Source organism: Bradyrhizobium australafricanum, assembly GCF_020329495.1.
GTDB lineage: Bacteria > Pseudomonadota > Alphaproteobacteria > Rhizobiales > Xanthobacteraceae > Bradyrhizobium > Bradyrhizobium australafricanum.
Genome location: NZ_JAGKJL010000021.1, coordinates 68,841 through 93,260 on the forward strand (window position 1 = coordinate 68,841; position 24,420 = coordinate 93,260).

The following is a 24,420-nucleotide window of genomic DNA, read 5'->3' on the forward strand; positions in this document are numbered from 1 at the left end:
GCTGGCCTCTGCCTTGAAGCGACTGGCAGCCGACGGCCCGCGCGGCGAGCTTCATTCGAAAAGCCTGCGCCGAACGGCTGCGCAGGCAAGGGAGGAGATATGATGCCAGGACTGTTTCTCGATCGTCGAGACGCGGGCAGACGACTCGCCGAGAAGCTTGGAGGCTACTCCCGTCGCCCGGACGTGCTCGTTTTGGCGCTGCCGCGCGGCGGCGTGCCCGTCGCCTATGAGGTAGCCCGCGCGCTCAACGCACCTCTGGACGTGTTTGTGGTCCGCAAGCTCGGCGTCCCCGGCCATGAGGAGTTGGCGATGGGCGCGGTCGCGACAGGTGGCGTGCGCGTGCTCAACAACGAGATCGTCGAAGCCCTGGGCATTCCCACGCCTATCATTGATGCGGTTGCGGCACGCGAGCGCCTGGAGCTGGCACGGCGCGAGCGGCTTTACCGTGGCAGCCGTCCGCAGCCCGACGTGCGCGGCCGCACGGTGATCCTGGTTGACGACGGGTTAGCGACAGGTGCCACCATGTACGCCGCGATCGAAGGGTTACGACAGCAGGGGCCTGCGCGCATTGTCGTCGCGGTTCCGACGGCATCGCGCGACGCCTGTGAGGAAATGAAGAAAAGGGCCGACGAGGTCATTTGCGCAATTACGCCGGAGCCATTCCAGGCGGTGGGTCGTTGGTATCAGGAGTTTTCACAGACTACGGACGATGAGGTGCGCGAGCTGTTGGCGAGCCAAAGCAAGTCCAACGCTGAAGTCGCACGTTTTCGCGCAGCAGATGATGTGCTCGTCAATGACTTGCGCGAGACTGCGTATCCCCTGGTCGGATCCGTGCGCGACTATGATCCGTTGATCGGGCGGATCGGTGAAGCGCGCTTCGCTCTGCTTGGTGAAGCGTCCCACGGTACCCACGAGTTCTATCGCGAGCGGGCCGAAATCACGAAGCGACTCATCATCGAGAAGAAGTTCACGGCGGTCGCGGTGGAGGCAGATTGGCCTGACGCCTATCGTCTCAATCGCTATGTGCGCGGCGCTGGCGACGATGTCGATGCGGTAGATGCGCTCGCCGATTTTCGTCGTTTCCCGACCTGGATGTGGCGTAACGCGGTGGTGGTCGAGTTCATTGAGTGGCTTCGGGCACACAATGATGGACTTCCTCCGGGTGTCGGAAAGGTCGGTTTCTACGGGCTCGATCTCTACAGCCTGCACGCATCGATGAAAGCCGTGCTCCGTTATCTGGAGAAGGTCGATCCCGGGGCGGCGATCCAGGCGCGTGAACGTTACGCCTGCTTCGATCATGTCGGCGAGGATACACAGGCCTACGGCCTGATGACGCGCCTGAATCTTTCCAAATCGTGCGAGGAGGAGGTTGTCAACCAGTTGCTCGAGTTGCAGCGCCGGGCGGCCGATCGTACGCGCCGTGGCGGCGCCTTGGATGATGATCTCTTCTATGCCGAACAGAATGCTCGCCTGGTGAAGAACGCCGAGGCCTATTACCGCTCGGTGTTCCTCGAGGCGGTGTCATCATGGAATTTGCGCGACCGACATATGGCTGAGACGCTTGAGGCACTGGTCAGCTACCTTGATCGAAAATCCGGTCGCGCCAAAATCGCCGTCTGGGAGCACAATTCGCATCTCGGCGACGCTCGCGCGACGGAAATGGGCCGGCGCGGCGAACTGAATGTCGGCCAGCTCACACGCGATAAATACGCCGACGATGCGGTTCTGATCGGCTTTACCACGCATCGTGGCACGGTAACGGCCGCTTCCGATTGGGGCGGCGCGGCCGACCGCAAGCGCGTCCGGCCGGCGCTCGGCGGCAGCTACGAGGCGCTGTTCCATGCTGCAGGGCACGACCGATTCCTTCTGATCATGGACGACAGCGATGTGGTGGTGCGGCAATTGGGCGCGCCTCGGCTCGAGCGCGCGATCGGCGTGATCTACCGCCCCGAAACCGAGCGGCAGAGTCACTATTTCCAGGCGCGACTGCCGGACCAATTTGATGCAGTCCTGCATTTCGATGAGACATGTGCGGTCAAGCCGCTCGAAACCACCGAGGCGTGGGAAGCCGGCGAACTTCCGGAAACATTCCCGTTCGCGGTATGAACTTCGGGCCATAGCAAGCGAAAAGGAAGCATGCCATGAACAGTTCCGCAGCTCAAATGATTGAGGGGCAATTGATCAGCGTCCCTGCTGGTTCCGTGACGCTTAACGGCAATCTGACTATGCCGGAGGACGCACGTGCGGTGGTGCTTTTCGCTCACGGGAGCGGCAGTAGCCGCCACAGCCCCCGCAACCGGTATGTGGCCCGTGTGCTCAACGAGGCGAAACTGGCAACCTTGCTGATCGACCTGTTAACGGTGCACGAGGAAGTGGTCGATTCGCGCACGACGCACTTGCGCTTCGACATCGACCTGTTGGCCGAAAGGCTCGTCGATATAACCGACTGGCTCATCCAATTCCCCGATACCAAGAACTTTCCGATAGGCTATTTCGGCGCCAGCACCGGGGCCGCAGCCGCGCTGGCGGCCGCAGCGATCCGCGCCGATCCAGTAGGGGCAGTTGTTTCGCGCGGAGGCCGACCGGATCTGGCCGGTGCTGCCTTGACGCGCGTTCGGGCTCCAACGCTATTGATCGTTGGAGAAGACGACAAGCAAGTCCTTGAGTTAAATCGGGCTGCTCTCGCGCAGCTGCGCTGCGAAAAGCAATTGGCGATCGTAACGCAAGCAACGCATTTGTTTGAAGAACCTGGAGCGCTGGATGAAGTGGCGAGCTTAGCGCGCGATTGGTTCAAGCGCTACCTCGTCGTCGCCGCTTAAGCCACTGCGACCGGGTAGGCCGCACCCGACGAACTCCGTCGCAGGATCGTTGACTGTCCTCCTCCGGCAGTGGGGTTTGATCGCGCTGAGGGCCCCAAGCCAAAGTCCGGACAGGCGAGCAGGTATGAACCAAAATCGAAATCGATCGCTTGGCAGCACGGATTTGATGCCCGTCATAGTCGCGGCCCAGGCACGGTCGTAGACTTGAGACGTACCCGAAAGCTCGCGGCAAAGTCCGGCTGGCCGCGTGGATGCTCATCGCGCAGGCCACGGAACATGGATACGTCGCGATATACAGAGCCAGAGCCCAACTCGCGTCCAATAGGCGCCTCGCGGAGCATCGCATACGGTCTCGAGCGCATCGGTCTGGTCTCGCTACGTTTTCCATGGCTCGTTTGGCTTGCCACCGTCGTGCTGTTGATAGTGGGAGCATTCGGGATAGCGCGTATCAAGGTCGATGACTCCCTTAGCCAGCTGTTCCGGTCCGAGACACCCGAGTTCAGGACGTTCGAAGAAGTGACGCGGCGCTTCCCGTCGAACGAATTCGACGTTCTCATCGTGGTCGAGGGCAAAGATCTGCTTGTGCGCGATTCGGTCGAAAAGCTGCGGGATCTAGTCACCGACCTGCAACTGATCGAAGGCACAAGAGGCATTATCTCGTTGTTTTCGGCGCGCGAGCCGCCAAAGGGCACCGACTTGCCCGCGCCGCTGTTTCCGGATCAACTCCCTGCCGGCGCCGAATATGACCGGCTAGTCCAGCGCGTACTGAACAACGAGATCATTCGCGGTAAATTGCTGTCCGAAGATGGACAATTGACCCTCATTGTGCTCGCACTGGACCCGGATGTCGTTGCGAGCAGCCGTTTGCGCGAGGTCATCGGCGAAATTCAGAGAACAATCGATAATGACCTGGCCGGCAGCAGACTTACCGCTCGCCTGTCCGGAGTACCGGTCATGCAACTCGAGATCCGCAATGCCGTGGAGCGCGATCGGCTGCTCTATAATGCATTCGGATTCGCAGCTGGAGCTTTGATCGCGATCCTGTTCTTCCGCCGGTTGTCATTCATGATCATCGCCGCCGGCCCACCCTTGATCGCCATCGTGCTGGCTCTCGGCGCTCTTGGCTGGCTTGATTTTCGCCTCAACATGTTTCTCAACGTCATGACGCCGCTGATCATGGTGATCAGCTTTTCGGACAGCATGCAATTGACGTTCGCAGGCCGCGACCGGCTGCTACAGGGCGAGGGGAGGTTTGAAGCATTTCGCAACGCCATGCTTGTGGTCGGGCCGGCATGCGTATTGACGCATGTGACCGCTGGTCTTTCGTTTATTGCGTTGCAATTTTCAGAATCCGATCTGATCCGGACGTTCGGCGAGGCCGGCCTGGTCGCAACTCTAATTGCCATGTTCGCGGTTCTGATGTTGGTGCCGCTTCTCGGTGTTCTGCTGATCCGGAACGAAGCGATGTTTGTTGTGGAAGTCAGAGGCGCGGACTCCGCTTTAGACGTGTTGCGGCGTTTCTGTTTCTGGGTTGCTGCCCGGATGGTGAGCCGGCCGGGGCTGTACAGCCTGCTCGGCGTCCTGGTTGTCGGCGGCCTTGGGCTAGTCTACGCCAATCTTCAACCTCGCTATCGATTGGCCGATCAGGTGCCCGACAGGGAACAGGCCGTTGCCGCGAGCCATCGTCTCGATGCCAAGCTCAATGGTGCCAATCCGATCGATATCCTGATCAAGGTTCCTGACGGCAAATCACTTTATGATCCGGAAACGCTTGCCGTGATAGCGGAGGTGCATGCGACCCTCGACAAGCAGCCTGGCATCGCCAATGTATGGTCGCTGGAGACACTGCGGCGCTGGCTTGCGGAGAAGATGGGCAAGTCCGACGTGGCGACGCTGAAGCAGTATGTCGATATCCTGCCCGAATATCTGACGCGTCGCTTCATTTCTGCGGAACAGGACGCCGTTCTGGTTTCCGGCCGCGTTCCGGACGTCGATTCCAGTCAGCTTCTGCCCGTCATCGAAGGCCTCGACAAAGCGCTGGATGCTGTCCGCGCAAAACATCCGAGCTACAAAGTAGCCGTGACGGGCCTGTCGGCTATTGCCGCCCGGAACAGCGCCCTCATGATCAACAAGTTGAACAGAGGTCTGACGCTTGAGTTTCTGTTTGTCGCCGCCTTCATCGGTCTCGCGTTCCGCTCGTTCGTCGTCATGCTGGCGAGCATCCTGCCCGGAATATTCCCGATCGTGCTCTCTGGATTCGTGTTATGGATTCTGGGAGAAGGCCTGCAGTTCGCGAGCGTCGTGGCGCTGACGGTATCTTTTGGATTGGGCCTGAGCGCTACCATTCACTTTTTGAATCGGCTACGGCACGAGGAACGACCGTACGAGGATCCGGCCGTTGCCGTTGAGCGGGCGACCGTCCTGGTTGGTCCGCCTTTAATTCTGACGTCCATCGTGCTTGCGTGCGGCCTGATTGTAACCGTCTTCTCCGGTCTGCCGTCGCTCCGCCTGTTCGGTTGGTTGAGCGCGTTTGCCATGCTCGCGGCGTTGACCGCAGACCTCTTGATCCTGCGGCCGACGGTGACGTTTTTGGGCAGACTTGCACAGCGGGTGGGCGGCAAGCCGTTTTACCGATAGTGGGGAGATCGAGTTCCCCTCACCTTGTTCTGGCGAGCGCGACAGAGACTTCAGTGATATCGTGACCCGGCGACTCAATCACCACGGATTGCCGGTCACCTCGCGTATTCAGGGTCAAACGGGCTGAAAATCCGGCACCGTCAATTCTGGCCTCGATCTCGCCACCACTCGCGCGGCCGGAAACACCACCGGAGGCGTGGCGGCTGGTTTCGGTCCAGGTTCCATGCAGTGCCCCGCCTTCTGAAACAATGTTGCTATCGACATCAAATCGGTAGCTGTCGCTTGCGCAGCGCAAACGTTGCTGCAGTCGTGTACCGCTTTCGGTGACGGAAGAGGTCGCCCGGCAGCGTAGGCGTTCACGTTGGCCGCTAGCCAGTTTGATGAAGCCGCCGCCCGACCAACTCCCGCTCAAGCCTGAGAAGGGGCTTTGTAGGGCATCACTTGGTACCGAGGAATGCAGGAGGGCGGCCACGAATATGGCCAGTGTCGTTGTCATGAGAGTTGTCCTGGTTAACATATCATCATCATTCAGGATGGATAATCCCATGATGGGGATCACCAGTGGAATTGTCTTTGAACGGCCGTCAAAACTCCATTGACCGGAATGCCGTGCCAATCGTCACATTTCTTCCGCCGCGCCGACGAACTTCAGAATGGGACTCGAACCGCAGAAAGGACTTCGGCGCCTTTCCGAGCGCGTCGTCGACTTTGCGTCGGAAGTCTTGCGGTGGCACTGGCACTGACGCCTATTCCGCGGCTTGGCGCCAATTTGCGTCCTGATCAGAATATACCTTCACTTGCCGCGGCGGCCCCATCAGAACCGGCTGGAAGAACACGGCCGCCCACATCGTGCACAGCAGTGACAAGGCCATCAGCTTGCCCATGCTCGACATGCCGGGATAGCTCGACGCCCACATACTCCCGAACGCAATCGCGGTGGTCATGGCGCTGAATAGTACCGCCCTGGTCAGCGTCGATTGTAGCAGACCGATTCTTCCGGCGCGCCACGCCATGACGTAGTAGATCTTGAATGCGACGCCGACGCCGAGCAGCAGCGGAAGTGCGATGATATTTGCGAAATTGAGCGAGACGCCAATCAGCACGCAAGCCTCGAGCGTAAGGACACCGGCGAGGAGGAGGGGGATGAGTGTCAGCAGCATATCGGTCAAGCGCCGCAGCGCTATAAGAAGCAGAATGGCGATCGAACTGATTGCCAGAACACCTGCTTCGACAAAAGCTGACATGACTGTCCTCGCAGCTTCATAGAGGCTGATCGCACCCCCCGCCGCCGACGGTTCGATACGAAGTACTGCGGTCGCGAAATTTCGCAGCACGTTGGTATCGTTCGGATCGCCCGCTGGCAGTGCTTGAACGCGGGCTCTACCATCGGACGTTAGCCAATTGCGTAGGAGATCTGGCGGCATCGTCTTGATGGTCACCACTTCCGGAACAAGAGACTTGCGTAGAAGGTCGAGATCGTAAATGAGCGGCTGCACGACCGCGGCGTCGGCCTTGGCCCGAATATCGGCATCTGCGCTCGCGAGGCGCCTCAGCAAATCCGAAACATGCCGTGCGGCCTCGGCGCCGGAGTCGTTTCCGCTTCCTGCGGCCAGGCCAAGAACTTCGGCTGCCTTTTGAATCGCAGCAATATTCTCCCGATCGCTCGGGCCAGGCCGCTGCATCGGAGAATTGAGGGCTGGGCCAATCTGTTTCCAGGCGGCCTTCAACGCGGCAATTTTTTTGTCTTGATCGGCTGGGATCAGACTGCTCAGCGTCAATGTTCGTGAGACTTCGGAAAGTGCAGCTAGACGTTTGGCCGCTTCATCCGCCCTTTCGAGTGACGGCGCCAATACCTGAGCATCGTTGCCGCTGGCTTCCGGCTCGGTCTGCAATTCACGATAGGTCACCACGGAAGGAGAATTCGGATTTTGCAGATCGACTGGATTGAAGTTGAACTCCAAATGGAGCAACAGCGGTATACCGGCGAGAACGACGAGAAACGTGCCAACGATTACCGCAATGCGATGCCGTTGAAGGAAATTGTCGAGCGGTGCGAGGCTTCGAAAGCCAACCGGCGCCGGCTCGCCTGGAGGTTTGAGCAGCGCTAGGCTCGCCGGTACCAATGTGATGCTGCAGGCGAATGCGACCAGCATGCCGCAACCGGCGATCAGGCCTAACTCCGACAGGCCGCGATAGCTGGTGGGCAGAAATGCGAAAAATCCGATGGCGGTGGCCGCGGTAGCCAATGAGAGCTGATCGCCCGCCTTGCGGGCAGCCGATCGCAGAGCGTCGTACAAGTCAGGGTGCTCGTGCCGTTCGGCGCGATAGCGCACGCTAAATTGGATGGCGAAATCTACTCCGAGGCCGACAAACAGCACGAACAATGCGATCGAGAGCAAATTGAAAGAGGTGACCAGAACGAGGCCGAGAGCGGCCGTCGCCGCAAGCCCGGCAATCAGGCTGAAGAAGACCGCAGCAATGATTTTCCAGGAACGAAGACCCAGCCAGAGAATGATCAGAACGCCGAACACCGCCGTCAGCGTGTCACGCACAGCACTGTATCTGATGACCGAGAATTGATCATCATTCATCGGCACCTCACCGGTTAGATCAACCGTCGCGCCGAATTTGTTTTGCAGGTCCAGATCCGAGGCTGCTTGCCGTATTCCGTCTTCCGCCTTGTGACCAGGCTGAAGCGCGGCAAAATCGAGCGTGGGTTGAACTCCAATAAGGTGTCGCAGCCGCCTTGCCGGCGGCAGCTGATTTTCCAATAGTTCCTGCCAGGAAAATGTGGCCGGTTTCCCGGACAGAACCTGGTTGAGTGTTCGATTTGCCAATGACAGAGGCCACGCAAGCTGATCCAGCGTGATTTGGCCTGCCCGTATGCCCTCGGCCGCAAACGAGAGCGCCGTCATCACGCCGCGCAGACTCGGATCGCTTGCGAGCGCCGCAATGAGCGGCTTGGCTCTCGTCAATCCCTCCGCGGTCCTGTTGACGTCCGCCGGAGACTCGAACAATAATCCATTGCGTTCGAAAAAATCCCCGCTGTCGAGTAATTCCACGGTGGGAAACAGATCAGAGTTTTTCGAGAGGGCCTGCGCCAGCGTGCCAGTCGCCCGTTCGGCGTTTTCAGGCGTCATCGCTTTCACGACAACCAGAATGCCTTTCCTCGGAAAAGCCTTGGACAATTCCAGCTCGCGCTGACGCCATGGCAGATCCTGGGAAATCAAACCCTCTATGTTAGTATTGATCGAGAATCGGGCGGCATCAAAGGCCGAGGCTCCAAGCATCAGCAGCGCGCCGGCAATAACGATCGTCCACCGATTGCGAGCGCAGAAATCGACAATTCGCACGATCACAGAATGAATCATAGCCGGGCACCAGCTCTCGATTTGCTACGCCAGGATCGAGATGAACCTAGAATCGATCAAGGATCGCAATTTGCGAGCGTTCGCATCCACGTACCGCGATCGAGTTCTTAGCATCATGGTATTGCCCGACGGAAATGTCGTTGACAAACGTCAAATGTCCATCAGTGCAGGACGCGCCTTGCTAATCGTCGCCGCTGCCATCTAGGTCGCCGCCACATTCTATGCAACGGCTCTCGTCGTCGGGATCTGTTTGATCGTTCGTAGTTGACGTCCGTCATTTTCAATCCCGTTGCCAATGCGTTACTCAAGGCGGAAAGCCGAAACCCAGTCAGCTTTAGCGGTCGAATCTATGGATAGCGTACTTATGTTGCGACGAAGGTGGACCAGCGCGACCTGCTTCGCTTTGCGATTGGCGGTACGGGAGCTGCCGCCGGTTGCCCGTGGTAGGGGAGCCGGCGACCGCCAAGGCTGTCAAATATCCCGGTGGTCGGCAAGAGCATGAGCACGTGCGACATGCGGCTAAGATCCAGCGACTGTCACGCAGGAGCCGAAGGCGAGCCACGGCCAGATCCGGGGGGAATGAAAGGAAGAAAGCGATGGTGCGCATGAAATTCCTTTGTGACGCGGATCGATGCATCGACTGCAACGCCTGCGTCACCGCATGCAAAAATGAGAACGAGGTGCCTTGGGGGATCAACCGCCGGCGGGTCGTCACGATCAACGATGGCAAGCCCGGCGAGCGCTCGGTGTCGATGGCCTGCATGCATTGCACCGATGCGCCCTGCGCGGCCGTCTGTCCGGTCAGCTGCATCTATCCGACCGAAGACGGCGTCGTGCTTCATTCGAAGGATCTGTGCATCGGCTGCGGCTACTGCTTCTATGCGTGCCCATTCGGCGCGCCGCAATATCCGCAGGTCGGCAATTTCGGCTCGCGCGGCAAGATGGATAAATGCACCTACTGCGCCGGCGGCGGCGGACCCGAAGCGCCGGGCAGTGCCGAGGAATTCGCAAAATACGGATCGAACCGGTTCGGGGAGGGTAAGTTACCGATGTGTGCCGAGATGTGCTCGACCAAGTCGTTGCTGGCCGGCGACGGCGAAGTCATTGCTCAGATCTACAAGGAACGAGTATTCAAGCGGGGCTACGGTTCTGGCTCATGGGGTTGGATGACTGCTTATGGCGAGGCAGTTCGAGTTTGAACCGCAACGCGGAGTGGGCAGTGAAGTGCAAGGTGGAAATGCGGAGAGGCTGGTCGTCATGGCGTTTCGCGTGCGTGTTCGCCTTCTTGTCGTCGCAGTCGCCCTCCTTTCGATTGCCGCGGCGGTTCCGACCCAAGCGCAAAAACGCGGCCCGGATGGCGCCCCTAACCCAACAGCCAGCGTCATCGATGAGCAGACGCTTCTGAGTCAGGCCCCCCGTGTCGAAGGTCGGGTAGATATTCCCGACCCCAAGGCCGGTGTTTTGATCGAACCGGCTGGACGAACGTGGCAGTATGTCCATGAGGTGCTGCTGCATCGGGCCAGCGCAGTCATAATCCTCGGCACCATCGCGATCCTCGGATTGGCGTACTTGATTGTGGGGCCGATCCGGATTGCCGAGGGGCGGTCGGGAAAGAAAATCTTCCGCTTCAAGGCGTATGAGAGATTTGCACATTGGCTGACGGCGGTGTCGTTCGTCGTTCTTGCCTTAACCGGCCTTAACGTTACCTTCGGCAAAGTGTTGCTGTTGCCGGTGATCGGCCCGGACGCGTTCACGCTCGTCTCGCAGGCGGCAAAGTACGTGCACAACTTCACAGGTTTCTCGTTTGCGATCGGCCTCGTCCTCATTGTCGTGATCTTCTTCAGGGACAACCTTTTCCAAAAAATTGACCTCGACTGGATCAAGCAGGGCGGGGGTTTCATCAAGAACAAACATGCCCCGGCCGGACGCTTTAACTTTGGCGAGAAGCTTGTCTATTGGCTTTCAGTGGCGGCTGGCGCTGCGGTCTCCGTATCGGGGTTCCTGATGCTGTTTCCTTTTTATGGTATGAGCATCGCCGGGATGCAACTCGCGCAGATCGTTCATACTGTGGTGGCCGTTCTGTTCGTCGCCCTGATCTTGGCCCACATCTATATCGGTACGATCGGAATGGAGGGTGCATTCGAGGCCATGGGTACCGGCGAGGTCGATCTCAACTGGGCTAAAGAACACCACGATCATTGGATCGCTCAACAACTGGCAAATGAAGTTCGGTTGAGGCCGCCTTCGGCGACTGTGGCGGAATGAGCGTTGGCGGGACGGCGCGCTTCGATCCCAGCCGGCGCGCCGCATCTGGCTCATCGTCAGTCTGCATAAGGAGCAATTGCCGGCGGCCCGAAAGGAGGCGTTTCATTGAGATCAACAGCTCTTGCGGTGATTCCGGTCGGCGTCTTGGTTGAACGGCGCAAGGCGAGAAGCGTCTGGGCTGACTTTCTGTGGGGACCGGTTTCAGTGCTTGCCGGAACACCAACGGCCGCTCCTTGGACACCAGTTGACACGCGAGAGGACACGACCTTGTTTTTTGTAGGTCAAGCCGTGATCGAACTGCACCGAACCGAGACTGCCAACTATCACGACAACCTCGCGTCGGGAACACCGGCGTTATGGACGGCCTTGCGTCCAGTTGCCTCGGAGCGAGGGCCGTATGAAATCCTCGCCGTAACGGCCGATCCAGCCGAGGGAGAAGGGTTCACCAACGCGGAAACCAACCATGTGGAAGCCGTGCCAATGCCGCCGGACGTCGTGAAGATTGTCGCCCAGTTCATCGCCGAGCATCATGTCGATCGTCCTTTCGTCAAGCGCCAACGTGACCAACAGACGTCCTCGCATCGGAAAGTAAGACAAGAGCGCGAGCGATAACGGAACGGGATAGTGTCATCTTGCGTTCGATGTAACCGGAAACAGGAGAAATACAATGCGCGCGTTCATCGTCGCATGCTTTGTCGTCGGCATCATTGCTGCGGGGGCGGCTGCTGTTCTCGACAATTTTGTGCAAAAATCTTCAGCGGCAGCACTGACGGAACCGGGCGTGAGAATTTAGCGCGGGTTCTTCGGCCCCTTGGCCGCCCCGATCAAAAGTGCGCATGATTCCTAACTGCGTGCAAGGAGAAGTCCCATTTCAACCGAGTTCGAACTGAAATTCGCCGCACCGCCGGAGAAGTTCGAAAAGCTGAAGAGCATGCTCCTGGCGATGCCGTCCGCAAAATCGGAGGCCCGGTCGACGCTAGTCAGTACGTACTACGACACACCTACGCTTGCGCTCCACCGCGAGCGGTTATCGCTTCGGGTACGCAAGCAGGGCTCGGAGTTCGTCCAGACCGTCAAGGTCGAAGATCCAGCTCGGTTGGATACTTTGGAGAGGGGCGAGTGGGAGGACCATATCCGGAGCAAATGGCCGATTCTCGATGCGCCGATGACTGGAAGGTGGCTGCGCGACCTGGTCCGCGATGAGGAGTTGCGTCCCGTCTTCATGACGATAGTCACGCGAACAACGATCGAAATTACTCGGGACCCATCCGCGCGGATCGAGGCGGCCATTGACGAGGGAGAGATCCGCACTTGCACCCGCGGTGCAGGCGCGCCGGTCAGCGAAATCGAACTTGAGCTCAAGGAGGGCGATCCACGAGTGATCTTCGATGTAGCGTTGCAACTGCTCGAAACTGAGCCAATCCGCATCGAGCCTTGCAGCAAGGCCGAGCGAGGTTATCGACTGCTTGGAGCCGATAGGTTGATACCGCAGGCAGTCCATGTGGGACCTATCACGCTCGATCCTGCCATGAGCGTCGAGGCCGCGCTACAACGCATCGGGCGACACTGCCTCACCCACGTTCTTAGCAACGAACAGGCCGTTCTCACGGGTGATCCGGAAGGCATCCACCAGATGCGGGTCGCCGTTCGCCGTCTTCGCTCCGCGCTTTTGGCCTTGAAGCGGCTCCTGCAGGAGAAGCATTACCACTGGGCCTCGGAGGAATTGAGATGGCTCGCTCACTCTCTTGCACCGGTGCGCAATCTGGACAGTTTTGCCGCCTCCCTGATCGGCGCGGTCACCCATGCATTGCCTGCCAGCTCAGACTTCGAACATCTCATCGATGCCACGGAGCGCCAGCGAGATGCGGCGCTTGAGCATGTTAAACAGGCGATCATGTCCGAAAGATACGCTACGTCGATGTTGCGGCTGTTGCGATGGTTTGCGGCCCGTGGGTGGCGTGATCAGGAAATATCAGAACATGCGGTCGTTCTTTTAGCGCCTATCGTCGATGTCGCTCCCGACCTGATCGATCGGCATCACCGCAAGGCTTGCAAACGTAGCAAGAAGTTCGAAGAGTTGACGGCAGCTCAGCGGCACAGGCTGCGTATCGCGCTGAAGCATTTGCACTACATCGTCGAATTTCTGGGAAGCCTGTTTAGCAGGGCCAGAATTCGAACGTTCGTCGGATATTTGAAGTCTTTGCAGGACGATCTCGGCTATACAAATGACGTGCGCGTCGCCCACGATCTCGTTGATCAGATAGGTAACGCAACGAACCGGGATGTTCGCGCGATTAATCGTGCGGGAGGGATCGTGCTAGGTTGGCATGAGCGGGTTCTGGCTGAACGACATCCGAAAACCAGAAAGCGTATTCGTCGCTTTAGACGGTTGGAGCCGTTCTGGTGAGGCAAAACGATGGTGTCGAGCAACTTCTTTCGAGGTCAGAGTGGTACTAACGCTGGGGCTTTCGCTCGCGTTCCGGTTGGTAGGTGAGCGCCCATGTTCGGCTGCGATCTGCTCGACCGACTACCCACTGACGCCAGGGCCCGGCTTCGAAAGCGCGCGCAGCCAGAATGGGTTGCGCCCATGTTGGCGACGCTTACGAATGAAGTCTTCTCGCGACAGGGATGGATATTTGAGCCGAAATGGGATGGGGAGCGCTGCCTCGCCTTTCGCCGAGGTCGCGATCTCGCTCTCTTTTCGCGGAATCGAATTCGACTGAATGCAAAATATCCCGAGGTGGTTCAGGCGATGCATCAGCAGGAAGCCACGTCCTTTATTGCGGATGGTGAGATTGTCGCGTTCGACGGCCAGATCACTAGCTTCGCAAAGCTGCAAGCTCGCATGCAGGTGGTGCGTCCGCCGACTGAACTGGTTCGCAAGGTGCCGGTATGGTTCTATATGTTCGACCTGCTCTACCTGGACCGGTACGACATCCGGCGGGTTCCGCTCCGGCACCGAAAGCAGGTACTTCGCCAGGCCTTTGACTTCCATGACGCCTTGCGGTTCACGGAACATCGCACGACTGAAGGCGAGGATTACTACCGACAGGCGTGTCGGACGGGAGGGGAAGGTATCATCGCAAAGGACGCGGACAGTGTGTACGTGTCCAAGCGAACGCGCGATTGGCTCAAATTCAAGTGCAAGCGAGAACAGGAGTTCGTCATTGGCGGTTACACCGATCCACGAGGTAGCCGCGGCGGATTCGGAGCGTTGCTGCTGGGTTACTACCGCGGAGGAAAGCTCGTGTATGCCGGGAAGGTAGGGACGGGGTTCGCCGACGATCTGCTGCGGCGTCTTGGCAAAATGCTCGCTCGGCTGGAGACGCCGATTTCCCCCTTTGCCGAGGATGGGTTGCCGCGGCGCGGCGTGCACTGGGTGAAGCCGGAGCTCGTCGCGCAGATCGGATTCACCGAGTGGACGGTAGGAGGTAAGTTAAGACACCCTCGATTTCTCGGCTTGCGGGATGACAAGCGGCCGGAGGATGTCGTGCGTGAGGGCTGATGTGCAATGAGGCGACATCGCCAAATCCCGCCGGCGGAACTCTAAATCGGTCTAAAGGACAACAGGTGTCGCTCGCAGCATATCGAGGCAAAAGAGCCTTTACGGAAACGCCCGAACCGGTCGGGCGAGTGCGGCGACGCGGTCGCACGCGTGCCTTTGTGGTTCAAAAACACGCTGCCAGCCGGCTTCACTATGATTTCCGGCTCGCCGTAAATGGGGTTTTGGCATCCTGGGCAGTGCCAAAAGGCCCTTCAATGAACCCTGCAGACAAGCGCTTGGCCGTAAGGACGGAGGACCATCCGCTCGAATATGCGAAGTTCGAAGGCGTGATCCCGCCCGGCCAGTACGGAGCAGGGATCGTGATGGTCTGGGACTTGGGAACGTATGAGCCACCGGAAAATCAGCCGCCAGAGGAGCAACTGGCTCGCGGCAAAGTTCAAATTGTGCTGCAGGGAGAAAAACTGCGCGGCGGTTTCACGTTAATCCAAACCAAACATCGATCCACGAATTCTGGCCGAAGAGACTATTGGTTGCTCGTCAAAAGTCGCGACGAGTACGCTGATCCGTCGTGGGACATCGAGAGCGCACGTTTCGATCGCTCTGTTCTTACCGGCCGCCGCATGAAGGAGATCAGGGAGAGAAAACCAGCAAAGCCTCGACCTGGCCGGCAGCGTGTCTGAATGCAGCCGCGGCTGCCGATCGGAGAGCGGCATCTGCCGCGTGGGTCAATTCGTTAGCATGGCAGGGACTGGCAGCCTCATCCCTCACAGAGTTCCTTCGCGACTTGGCCTCTGTCAATGCGGAGCGCACGGGACCCCGTAGGATTGGCCCGGTAAGTGCACAAAATGGAGGCGCGGCACCACCACTTAAGAGTCTTCGGAATCTGGAGAGTTCCTGATGTGGCTGTGGGTGGCATTCATTGTTTTCGTATTCTTCTTGGTGGCATTGGATCTCGGTGTACTTCATCGCGAGGCTCGCACGATAGCCTTCAAGGAGGCGCTGATGTTGAGCGCGGGGTGGATCACCGTCGCTCTCGCTTTCAATGTCGTGATCTTTTTTCTCTATGAGAATCATTGGTGCGGGCTTGATCTTGCCGGGAGTGAACCAGACGGACGAGCGGCCGCGGTTCTATTCCTTACAGGCTTCCTGATCGAAAAATCGCTCGGCCTGGACAATCTATTTTTCATCGTCTTGATTTTTTCGTACTTCCGCATTCCGATCGCGTCTCAGCATCGCGTACTATATTGGGGAATCTTGGGTGCAGTAATCATGCGCGCCGCGATGATTCTTGCCGGCACCGCGTTAATCGAGCGTGTCGACTGGATTCTCTACATTTTCGGCGCGTTCTTGATTGTCAGCGGTGTCAGGATGGGACTGGTCGGACACCCCCCGGATATTGAAAAGAATCCGATCATAATATGGATAAGGCGTTTCTTTCCTGTCTTCCCGAAATTCGCGGGTGAACGATTTGTCGTGAGGCGAAGAGGGCAGCTGGCCCTTACGCCGCTTGCGCTGGCATTGATCATGATCGAAGCGTCTGATCTGATCTTCGCTCTGGATTCCATTCCGGCGATTTTTTCCATCACGCGCGATTCGTTCCTGGTGTTCACGAGCAATATCATGGCGCTGCTCGGCTTGCGTTCGCTCTATTTCGCGCTGGCCGGAGCCGTCGATCGGTTTCGCTATCTCAGAACCTCGCTTGGGCTGCTCCTGGTGCTGATCGGGATCAAGCTACTGCTGAAAGACGTTCTCGTTGAAGGACCGACCAGCATGTTCCTTACGCTCGGTGCCGTAGCGATCCTTTTGGCAAGCGGGGTCATTGCATCGTTGCTCTTTGGGAGGCGTGCGCCAAATTGCACTTAGGGAAATCGAGCGCAGCGAGAGTAAACAGCGCGTCAGCATGGGCTATGCTATAGTGTTGCCGAACGTTGCGGGCTGGACCTGTGGCTGGTCTAGTTTCCAATGTATGGGATCTCGCGGTTTAGCGGCCGACGTGCCCACGCAGTTCCGGATGGAGTTCGGCTCGAACTGCAGTGATGATGCGTGCGGCATCATCCTGGGAGAAACCGCAAACAAGGAGCACTTGGTCAGCCAGCGCGAGGCCGGCCGCGATGTTCTCTGGAAACACGGTGCTGGCGCCCGCCAGCGCCAGCGATGAGATTCCCTCATCATCGGCAGCACTTACGACGGAGGATGCCGCTGGATTTTGCTGGCGCACATAGTGAAGAATGCGTTCAATCAAATGACGTCGATCGAAGGTTACCACGACGAGGCGCGCTCGGGCGACGCCGGCAGCTTCCATAACCCGTTTGCGGCCCGCGTCGCCGAAGACGACCTTGTGTCCAGACTGTTTTGCCCTGCGAAAGCGCATTAAGTCAGACTCGATCGCAATGTACGGAGCCTTTGCTGCCTCCAGCACGAGCGCCACTGGACGGCCCACGCGTCCACAGCCACACAGGATCACGTGATCGCTGAGATCTCGGCTTTCCTGGCGGATGGCAGCCTCTTCGGCATGTGCTTTGAGGCGATGTGATGCTCCGCGAACGAGTTCTGCAAATCGGTAGCTCGCTTGAATCAGCATTGGACCGAGCGCCATGGTGACCGCTAGGGCCAACAGAGCCGGCTGCCCAACGCCCGCTTCCAGGGCATTCACTCGCACCGCCTGTGTGAGTAGGAGTAAACCGGCTTCTCCGCCGTGTGCTAGAATAAGGGCAACTCGCACTGCGACCGGTGCTGGCCAGCGCATGATTGCACCAACCAGGATCACGACGACGGCCTTTCCTGGCAGGCATACGGCTATCCATGCGAGGACGGTCATGGGCGCCACAGCCACGGTTGAGGGATCCACCTCCATGCCGACGGTGACGAAGAATAGGCCCAACAGGATGTCACGAAAGGGTCGGATATCGTCCTCTACCTGATGACGGAAGTCGCTTTCGCTGACCACCATACCGGCGAGGAATGCTCCGATCGGCCCGGAAAGACCGGCGACATGTCCGACGAACGCCGTACCGAGCGCGAGCAACAGAACGGTGAGCAGAAATAGATCCGCCGAGCTGGTCCGGGCAACCCAGGTAAGCCACGTGCGAAAAACCGGTTTGCAGACGAAAGCCGCGGCGCCGAGTGCAATCGTCGCTGTTGCGAGCTGGCGCAGTGCTCCCAACGGTTCCGGCCCACCGCCTGGTTGCCACCCACCCAGCACGACGAGAAAGGGAAGGACAGCAAGATCCTGAAAGAGCAGGATTCCCAGCACAAGGCGGCCTTGTTGGCTGCTGACCTCTCCCTGATCGACCAATTGCTTGAGCGTGATGGCGGTCGATGACATCGCAACTGCACCACCGAGCAGCACCGCGCCGGATAAGCTCACACCCGAAAGCGTCGCAATTCCCGTCACGATAAAAACGGTGAACCCGACTTGCAGACTGCCGGCGCCGAAAACGTCGCGGCGTGCGGCAATCATTGCCGAGAGCGAAAACTCGAGGCCGACCATAAACATTAGGAAAATGATGCCGAGCTCGGCCAGAAATCTTGCTTCATCGCTTGCGGTGATGAGTTGCAAACCGTGTGGCCCGATTACCAAGCCGGCCAGCAGGTAACCGCCGGCCGCCGCAAATCTCAGACGCGCGACCAGGCTGATGGCGCAGACCGAGGCAAGGATCACGATTAGTGTCTTGATCAATAGGTCGTCGGCCATGCGCAGCTCCGATGCGCTTCGCCCCCCAGTTCGTTGTCCAGATTTGTCATTGCCGTGATGAGCATCAAGTTCCGCTAATCGGAGAAAAATGTTTCAGCGCTCAGCGGCTGACAACCGTCAATGTGACGAGGCGGATGAAGGATAAGCATTTTGCCCCGAGGGCTATGACCGTTGCGCCACGCAGCAGAAAATCCGCATGACGGGCGCAACTCGGAGTCACTGAATATGGCCACGTTCAAAGCAACCGACACTATTACGGTGATTGAAGGCTATGACGCGATCCGGATCTTTCTCGAGGCCGTTTGGCGTCGCCATGGTAGGCCGGTCGAGCAGATCGCATTCTTGCTCGGTAGCTTGAAGTGGGCCGACGGGACGCCAGTCGATCCGACATCGTGGCAAGACTGGCAGGCAGCCGTCCAAATGGCGGTGTCGGCCGGATCCTGCGAGATTGCCGCCGGCAGATGATTGCTTTGCTGCAGCGTGAGCGCTGGGGAACACGCTGTTAGGCGCGGTGAGGTCGTTTCTCGTGAAGGTGGAGCGCAAAGACAGCCCGATTGTTCCGCAGGGGCGCACCGCTCGTCTCTGGCCAACGCAACTCCTCAGCGTCGCAAGCGAATCCTCAGCGTCGCAAGCGAGACCAACGGTAGGCGCACAACTCGACGAAATCCGCCATGTTCCGTTGACGCTCGTCAAGGTGACGTTTCTTCGCAATTGACAAGAATAGTGGTGCTACCTGCCAATCCGCAAGTGGCCGATCCGTGGCACTTTCACGCAACGGGAGCGTGTCATGCCAATCACTATCTGCCGCCTCTATGATTCACATGCTGACGCACGCCGGGTCATCTTCGCGCTTGCGATCGCGGGTCTGCCGCCTTCGGAGACTAGCGTGATTTCGAACAATTCCGACACCTGGTACAGAGCTACCGAGAGCACGAATGTTGTGCCTTTGCGGAAACAGGTTACGAGCAGCGACACCGCCCGCGACGGAAAGCTCGAGGGTGCGGCCGTTGGAGCCGCAATCGGCGCAACGGCGGCGACCGCTGCCAGTCTCGTTACAATGCTGGCGCTTCCCGGCATCGGCGCCGTGGTGGGCGTGGGATGGCTTGCAGCGATGTTGGGTAGCATGGCGATCGGTGGCGTTACCGGCGGCCTGCTGGGAGCGCTGACCAACGCCGGCATCAGCGAAGAAGATGCGCACGTCTTTGCCGAGGGCGTTCGCCGCGGAGGAACATTGGTCGCCGCGCGGGTGCCTCCGGCCGATATGCCGCGAATAGAGCCGATTATGAACCGGTCAGCGGTAAGGCTTCAGGAACGCTGCGAGCTATACCGCAGGTCGGGCTGGCAGGCGTTCGATCCAAACGCCGTGCCCTATAGCGCTGACCAGGTACGGAACGAGCGCGCTTTGCATACGAATTAGCAGGCCTATCGGCAACTGACGTTCAAGGCTGCTCGATCAGTCGACCGCACAGGAGTAAGCCATGAGCTATTATGATTTTGATGCTCGCAAGTCACGGGACGCGGGCTTTCCACCATCGGTCGCCGAGATCGACGCCGCCTTGCGGGCCCATATGCAGCGCATCTACGGCTATATGGCCGGTGGCCTCGCGCTGACCGGCCTCGTGGCCTACCTGGCCGCGGCCTCCGGTTTCTACCAGTCTATCGCGGCGACGCCATTGATTTGGCTTGTTATGCTGGCGCCCCTCGGCTTCGTACTGCTCTTGAGCTTCGGGATCCAGCGTATGGCCGCAGGAACGGCGATGCTGCTGTTCTGGCTCTACGCCGCCGTCATGGGGCTGTCGCTGGGAGGCATCTTCCTGGTATTCACCGGGGAATCGATTGCGCGTGTGTTTTTCATCACGGCGGCGACCTTCGGCGCGATGAGCCTCTACGGCTATACCACCAGAGCCGATCTTTCCCGCTTTGGATCGTTTCTCATGATGGGGCTGATCGGTATCGTGATCGCATCCCTCGTCAATATCTTCATCGGATCGAGCGCGCTTCAGTTCGCTATCTCGATCATCGGCGTCATCGTGTTCGTAGGCCTCACTGCCTACGACACACAGCGCATCAAGGAGATGTATCTTGAATCCGATACCGGCGAAATCGCCGGCAAGAAGGCCGTGCTTGGCGCACTGGCACTTTACCTTGATTTCATCAACCTCTTCATGATGCTGCTCCAATTGTTCGGTCACCGCCGCGACAATTAGGCGGCGCACGGATTGATAGCGATGACACGTGTTCTGATCCTACTAGGCGCGCTGATCCTGGCGGTTGGCCTGCTTTGGCCCTATCTGAGCCAACTCGGATTGGGGCGGCTGCCCGGCGACATTGTCATCGAGCGGGGAAACACGACGCTCTATTTCCCGCTGATGACTTGTATACTTATCAGCTTGGTGTTCAGCCTCGTTCTTTGGGTCGCGAACCGTTGACGCGGCGTCGGAGCTAACGGGCAGTATGCCGGCCCCATGCGACACTTGTACTTGCAGCAGTCGCCTGTGCGCGCTCGGCGGCGACGTGGACGCGCGGCCTGCCGCGTTGACGACCATCAATTTCCCAATTGTCTTTGTACAGCGTTGCAGGGCGAAGCGACACAGGCGGCAAGCGATTCTTGACAGACGCCAATGTGGACCATTTTCCAGGCGGCTAGAGTCAGCGTCGCTGCGCGCTGGCGTCCGGGATCTCGGACACCGGGCAGTTGATTCGTCACAAGTGAAGAAGCGGAGGTCTCATGATGAGGAAAACAATGATTGCACTCGCGGTTGGTGCGACCGTTGTCGTCGGCTCGGTGGCAAGCTCAACCTCGGCGGACGCTCGATGGCGTCATGGATTTCCTGTCGCTCCGGTCGTCGGCGGCCTGGCGGCGGGCGCACTCATTGGCGCCGCACTCGCCGCACCGAAGCCATACTACTATAGCTACGCCTATGAGCCCGTCGATTTCGGGCCGTACTGTCGTGTTAGGCGTGAACGCTTCTGGGACGGTTGGAGGTGGCGAGTTCGCCGGATCGAGGATTGCTACTGATACTCTCACGTTCGGGAGGCGGTCCGGCAAGGGAACCCTGGCGAGGGGTGACGTCAGGTTTCTCCTTGATCTGTCGGAGTGAGTATCGTTCCGATGCTACGTTGCACCGTTAAAACTGCGGCCCGCCGATTGATCGTCATCAATGCCCGTTACGCCGTGAGTCTTGAGACTGCGCTCAGGGGGCGCATCGTATATTTGCTGGAACGGTTCGATGATCAAGGACATTGTCATCAATCTCGAGCATCAGGTAACCCGCGATCCGGCCGGTGAGTTTGCCATTTCGATTGCGGAGATGTTTGGCACCCACCTTGCCGGTGTTGCCTTCGCATATTCCCCTGAGTTTCCGGGTTACCCCGTGATGGAGCTTCCGCCTGATGTCCTGGCCCAGATGGTCGCGAGCAGTGAAAGATCTGCGCTCGCCGCGATCGAACGCTTCGATGCGGCGGCCGCGCGTTGCCTTGTTTCAACAGAGCACCGCTTGCTGAGGACGATAGGGGCGGAGGCGCCCGCGATCTTTGCGGCCCTGGCTCGGCGCTTCGATCTGAGCGTGTTCATGCAATCCGAGCCGTCTCGCGCGAACAACGATGACATGATCGAAACCGCGCTGTTCCAGTCAGGGCGTCCGCTGATTGTTGTGCCTTACGTCCAGAAAGACGGGTTGAAGCTCGATCGCGTGGTGTGCTGTTGGGATGGCGGCCGCGTGGCGGCACGCGCCTTCAGCGACGCGTTGCCGCTGCTCGCGAACGCGACGGCTGTGGATCTTTTGATCGTGCTGAACGGGAAGACCAACGCAGAGAACAAGGAAGTCCGCGGTGTTGAGATGGCGGCTCACCTCGCGCATCATGACGTCAAGGTCGAGATCGCGACTGTTGTGACCCCTGACACTGATATTACCAATGCGATCCTTTCCTATGTCGCAGATAATTCCGGGACCCTGATCGTGATGGGGGGGTACGGTCACGGGAGGCTGCGCGAAGTCATTCTGGGTGGCGTGACCCACGATATGATGAAGTCGATGACGGTGCCCGTGTTCATGTCGCATTGAAGGGTACGACAACCGCCTGCGCCAGGAGTGAGATCGATGCGGCTCGGTCTTTACGCATTTGCTGTCGCCGCGGCCTTTTCCGGCGCTACGGTTTACATCGGCCTCGTTGAGCAGCCAGCGCGACTCAGGCTCAATACTCGTGCGATGATCGAGGAATGGAAACTGAGCAATCGGCGCGGCACGCTGGTGCTGTCGGGTGTGGCCGTGCTGTCGGCCGCAATCGCGCTTGTACAGTTCAGGCAGAGTGGCGACGTTCGGTGGATCATTGGGGGCACTACTATTCTGGCAAGCTGGCCGTATACCTATTTTGTAATGATGCCAGTGAACGTCTGGCTGTTTGCCGTTCGAATCGGAAAACCGGTTTCGCCGCTGCGCAGGCTTATGCGGGACTGGGGGCTCTTGGAATGGGGATACGCGCTGATCGGATTCGCAGCCTGTGGCGTCTTCGCGTGGGCGTTGGAATTGCCGCCCTGATTGATCGCCGTCAATGTCAGAGTACCGCGCTTCGGCCAAAGTCGGTCTCTCAAAGCTACAGGCGAGCGAAGGGTTCTGCCGGCGAGGGCCAATGTTGCATATCGATATTCCAACGTTGGAGGAGTTCAGGACGCTGGCGCAGATCAAGGGCGAGACCTGCGTTTCCCTGTATCTGCCGACATCTCCCTTGGGGAGTAACGCCCAGCTCAACCGTACTGTGTTCAAGGACTTGGCCAGGGACGCGCTATCGCAGCTCAGGGCAGGCGGCGCCGACAACAGCAAGATCGTTGCCTTCGAGGGGCAGTTCGATCACCTCGCGGGTGTAGAGCACAATGTCCAGGATGAAGACAAGATCAGAAGGCTCCAGCGTCGAAAGCCGGACCCGGTCGATTCGTTCTGGCATTACCTGTCTACTGGATTGGCGGTGCTCACCACGTCCGCGACAATGCGAACGTTCCGCCTGCCGGAGTCCCCAAAGCCGCTCGCCGAAGTCGCGGACCGCTTCCATCTAACACCGCTGACCCGCGCCATGACGTCGCCGCACGATATCTTCGTGCTTGCGTTGGCGGAGGAGAGCGTTCGGCTAATTCACGCCTTCGCCAATTTTCCGCCAGAACGGCTGCAGGTTCGTGGCTTGCCCAAGAACGCGGAGGAAGCGACCCGGCGGCCGTCATTTCACGTACGCGCCCCGCGCGGCAAACTGCAGAACCTCGAAGGCGAAAAGGTCCTGCTGCACCAGTATGTCAGGAAGGTCGAGCACGCCATCCGCAGTCTGCTTTCGGGACGCAATGCACCACCTTTGGCTCTTGCGGCGGAGGAGCCTCTCGCGTCGATGTTCCGGTCCGTCACTACGTATTCAAGGCTGGCCGACGAGACGATTGAAGGAAACCCAGGCCGGAAGACGGATGCCGAACTGGGAGATACAGCGATTCCGATTCTCGACCGTCTCTATTCCCGCGAATTGAGAGCTGTGATCGCGCGCTACGACGAGCTCAAGCCCCGACGTGCAACTACTGACGTTTCCTATGCGGCGCATGCTGCGACTGCAGGTGCTATCGATCAGCTCGTTGTCGATCTTGATGCAGTTGTGCCGGGTCTCGTCAGCGACTTCGATGGCAGCGTGACATATTCAGCTTCTGATGATGCCGAAACTTACAGCGTCGTTGACGAAGTCGCGCGGCGGGCGCTGTCCACCGGCGCTAGGGTCATGGGCGCCAAGCAACATGAACTACCGAATCGGGCTCCACTGACCGCCATCCTCCGCTACGCATTCCATTGAAGCACCGTCAGGCCGCCGTCAAGTGTCGCCACAGTTCGGTCGGACACCTCCGTTGTCTGCGTCCGTGCTTTCCGGATTGATGATGCTCTGCCGGTGCCCGACCAGGACTTCCCCATCGTCGAGGAACGCAACCATGGTGGTGTGGGCGCGGGCGCGCCGTCGGCATTTTCGATCAATCTGGCCTTACTTCCCTTCGTCACGACGACGCAAGAGTTGGTGGTTCCGAGATGGATCCGAATTGCTTTTGACCAGGAGTTCTGCTTCGTGGCAAAAGCAAACTCTGCGGGAATGAGGGGGTGAGGCGCCGCGATG

22 protein-coding genes are annotated in these 24,420 nt (G+C 59.0%); 19 read left to right on the forward strand and 3 right to left on the reverse strand.

The window, feature by feature from the left end; translation table 11 throughout:
* The first annotated feature begins 102 nt into the window (after positions 1 to 102).
* The 3 genes from J6525_RS20125 to J6525_RS20135 all read left to right on the forward strand — a co-directional run bounded on the left by J6525_RS20125 (position 103) and on the right by J6525_RS20135 (position 5,456).
* A complete protein-coding gene (locus tag J6525_RS20125) occupies positions 103 to 2,106 on the forward strand; it encodes an erythromycin esterase family protein (RefSeq protein ID WP_225645984.1) in 2,004 nt (667 codons plus the stop codon).
* Positions 2,107 to 2,141: 35 nt separating this feature from the next.
* Complete coding sequence (locus J6525_RS20130) at positions 2,142 to 2,819, forward strand: dienelactone hydrolase family protein (protein ID WP_225645985.1); 678 nt, start codon at positions 2,142 to 2,144, stop codon at positions 2,817 to 2,819.
* 276 nt (positions 2,820 to 3,095) lie between these two features.
* Entirely contained in the window at positions 3,096 to 5,456 is a 2,361-nt protein-coding gene (locus tag J6525_RS20135) for an efflux RND transporter permease subunit (RefSeq protein WP_225645986.1), read from the forward strand.
* 19 nt (positions 5,457 to 5,475) lie between these two features.
* On the opposite strand, the gene J6525_RS20140 is transcribed toward J6525_RS20135, so the two are convergent.
* Both J6525_RS20140 and hpnN read right to left on the reverse strand, forming a co-directional pair.
* Positions 5,476 to 6,072: a hypothetical protein gene (locus J6525_RS20140; RefSeq protein WP_225645987.1), complete on the reverse strand. Its 597-nt coding sequence runs from the start codon at positions 6,070 to 6,072 to the stop codon at positions 5,476 to 5,478.
* A 130-nt stretch (positions 6,073 to 6,202) separates the two neighbouring features.
* Complete coding sequence (gene hpnN / locus J6525_RS20145; RefSeq protein WP_225645988.1) at positions 6,203 to 8,827, reverse strand: hopanoid transporter HpnN; 2,625 nt, start codon at positions 8,825 to 8,827, stop codon at positions 6,203 to 6,205.
* A 596-nt stretch (positions 8,828 to 9,423) separates the two neighbouring features.
* Between hpnN and fdh3B the strand changes: the two genes are divergently transcribed.
* From fdh3B to J6525_RS20180, 8 genes are all read left to right on the forward strand, one after another.
* The gene (gene fdh3B, locus J6525_RS20150) at positions 9,424 to 10,026 is read left to right on the forward strand and encodes a formate dehydrogenase FDH3 subunit beta (RefSeq protein ID WP_225645989.1); all 603 of its coding nucleotides are present in this window, start codon (positions 9,424 to 9,426) and stop codon (positions 10,024 to 10,026) included.
* A complete protein-coding gene (locus J6525_RS20155; RefSeq protein ID WP_225645990.1) occupies positions 10,004 to 11,092 on the forward strand; it encodes a formate dehydrogenase subunit gamma in 1,089 nt (362 codons plus the stop codon). The genes fdh3B and J6525_RS20155 overlap by 23 nt, the downstream gene beginning before the upstream one ends.
* Before the next feature lie 105 nt (positions 11,093 to 11,197).
* On the forward strand, positions 11,198 to 11,704 hold the full coding sequence (locus J6525_RS20160; RefSeq protein ID WP_225645991.1) for a DUF3305 domain-containing protein: 507 nt from the start codon (positions 11,198 to 11,200) through the stop codon (positions 11,702 to 11,704).
* Between the two features lie 55 nt (positions 11,705 to 11,759).
* A complete protein-coding gene (locus J6525_RS46950; protein WP_283090002.1) occupies positions 11,760 to 11,885 on the forward strand; it encodes a hypothetical protein in 126 nt (41 codons plus the stop codon).
* 93 nt (positions 11,886 to 11,978) lie between these two features.
* Positions 11,979 to 13,499: a CYTH and CHAD domain-containing protein gene (locus J6525_RS20165; protein ID WP_225646040.1), complete on the forward strand. Its 1,521-nt coding sequence runs from the start codon at positions 11,979 to 11,981 to the stop codon at positions 13,497 to 13,499.
* 180 nt (positions 13,500 to 13,679) lie between these two features.
* The gene (gene ligD, locus J6525_RS20170; RefSeq protein ID WP_225645992.1) at positions 13,680 to 14,597 is read left to right on the forward strand and encodes a non-homologous end-joining DNA ligase; all 918 of its coding nucleotides are present in this window, start codon (positions 13,680 to 13,682) and stop codon (positions 14,595 to 14,597) included.
* Positions 14,597 to 15,277 (forward strand): DNA polymerase ligase N-terminal domain-containing protein, encoded by a 681-nt coding sequence (locus tag J6525_RS20175; protein ID WP_225645993.1) that lies wholly within the window; start codon positions 14,597 to 14,599, stop codon positions 15,275 to 15,277. The genes ligD and J6525_RS20175 overlap by 1 nt, the downstream gene beginning before the upstream one ends.
* A 217-nt stretch (positions 15,278 to 15,494) precedes the next feature.
* Positions 15,495 to 16,460, forward strand: coding sequence for a TerC/Alx family metal homeostasis membrane protein (locus tag J6525_RS20180; RefSeq protein ID WP_225645994.1), 966 nt, complete (start codon positions 15,495 to 15,497; stop codon positions 16,458 to 16,460).
* A gap of 118 nt (positions 16,461 to 16,578) precedes the next feature.
* Here J6525_RS20180 and J6525_RS20185 read toward each other — a convergent pair whose 3' ends face one another.
* The gene (locus J6525_RS20185) at positions 16,579 to 18,291 is read right to left on the reverse strand and encodes a cation:proton antiporter domain-containing protein (protein WP_225645995.1); all 1,713 of its coding nucleotides are present in this window, start codon (positions 18,289 to 18,291) and stop codon (positions 16,579 to 16,581) included.
* 225 nt (positions 18,292 to 18,516) lie between these two features.
* Between J6525_RS20185 and J6525_RS20190 the strand changes: the two genes are divergently transcribed.
* From J6525_RS20190 to J6525_RS47500, 8 genes are all read left to right on the forward strand, one after another.
* On the forward strand, positions 18,517 to 18,756 hold the full coding sequence (locus tag J6525_RS20190; protein WP_225645996.1) for a hypothetical protein: 240 nt from the start codon (positions 18,517 to 18,519) through the stop codon (positions 18,754 to 18,756).
* 322 nt (positions 18,757 to 19,078) lie between these two features.
* Entirely contained in the window at positions 19,079 to 19,708 is a 630-nt protein-coding gene (locus J6525_RS20195) for a hypothetical protein (protein WP_225645997.1), read from the forward strand.
* Between the two features lie 61 nt (positions 19,709 to 19,769).
* Entirely contained in the window at positions 19,770 to 20,498 is a 729-nt protein-coding gene (locus tag J6525_RS20200) for a Bax inhibitor-1/YccA family protein (protein ID WP_225645998.1), read from the forward strand.
* A gap of 21 nt (positions 20,499 to 20,519) precedes the next feature.
* On the forward strand, positions 20,520 to 20,720 hold the full coding sequence (locus J6525_RS20205) for a DUF2905 domain-containing protein (RefSeq protein ID WP_225645999.1): 201 nt from the start codon (positions 20,520 to 20,522) through the stop codon (positions 20,718 to 20,720).
* A gap of 801 nt (positions 20,721 to 21,521) precedes the next feature.
* Positions 21,522 to 22,355, forward strand: coding sequence for a universal stress protein (locus J6525_RS20210; RefSeq protein WP_225646000.1), 834 nt, complete (start codon positions 21,522 to 21,524; stop codon positions 22,353 to 22,355).
* Positions 22,356 to 22,391: 36 nt separating this feature from the next.
* A complete protein-coding gene (locus J6525_RS20215; protein ID WP_225646001.1) occupies positions 22,392 to 22,829 on the forward strand; it encodes an anthrone oxygenase family protein in 438 nt (145 codons plus the stop codon).
* Positions 22,830 to 22,920: 91 nt separating this feature from the next.
* Positions 22,921 to 24,108 (forward strand): baeRF11 domain-containing protein, encoded by a 1,188-nt coding sequence (locus tag J6525_RS20220; protein WP_225646002.1) that lies wholly within the window; start codon positions 22,921 to 22,923, stop codon positions 24,106 to 24,108.
* A gap of 93 nt (positions 24,109 to 24,201) precedes the next feature.
* Entirely contained in the window at positions 24,202 to 24,408 is a 207-nt protein-coding gene (locus J6525_RS47500) for a hypothetical protein (RefSeq protein ID WP_376708536.1), read from the forward strand.
* Positions 24,409 to 24,420 lie beyond the last annotated feature (12 nt).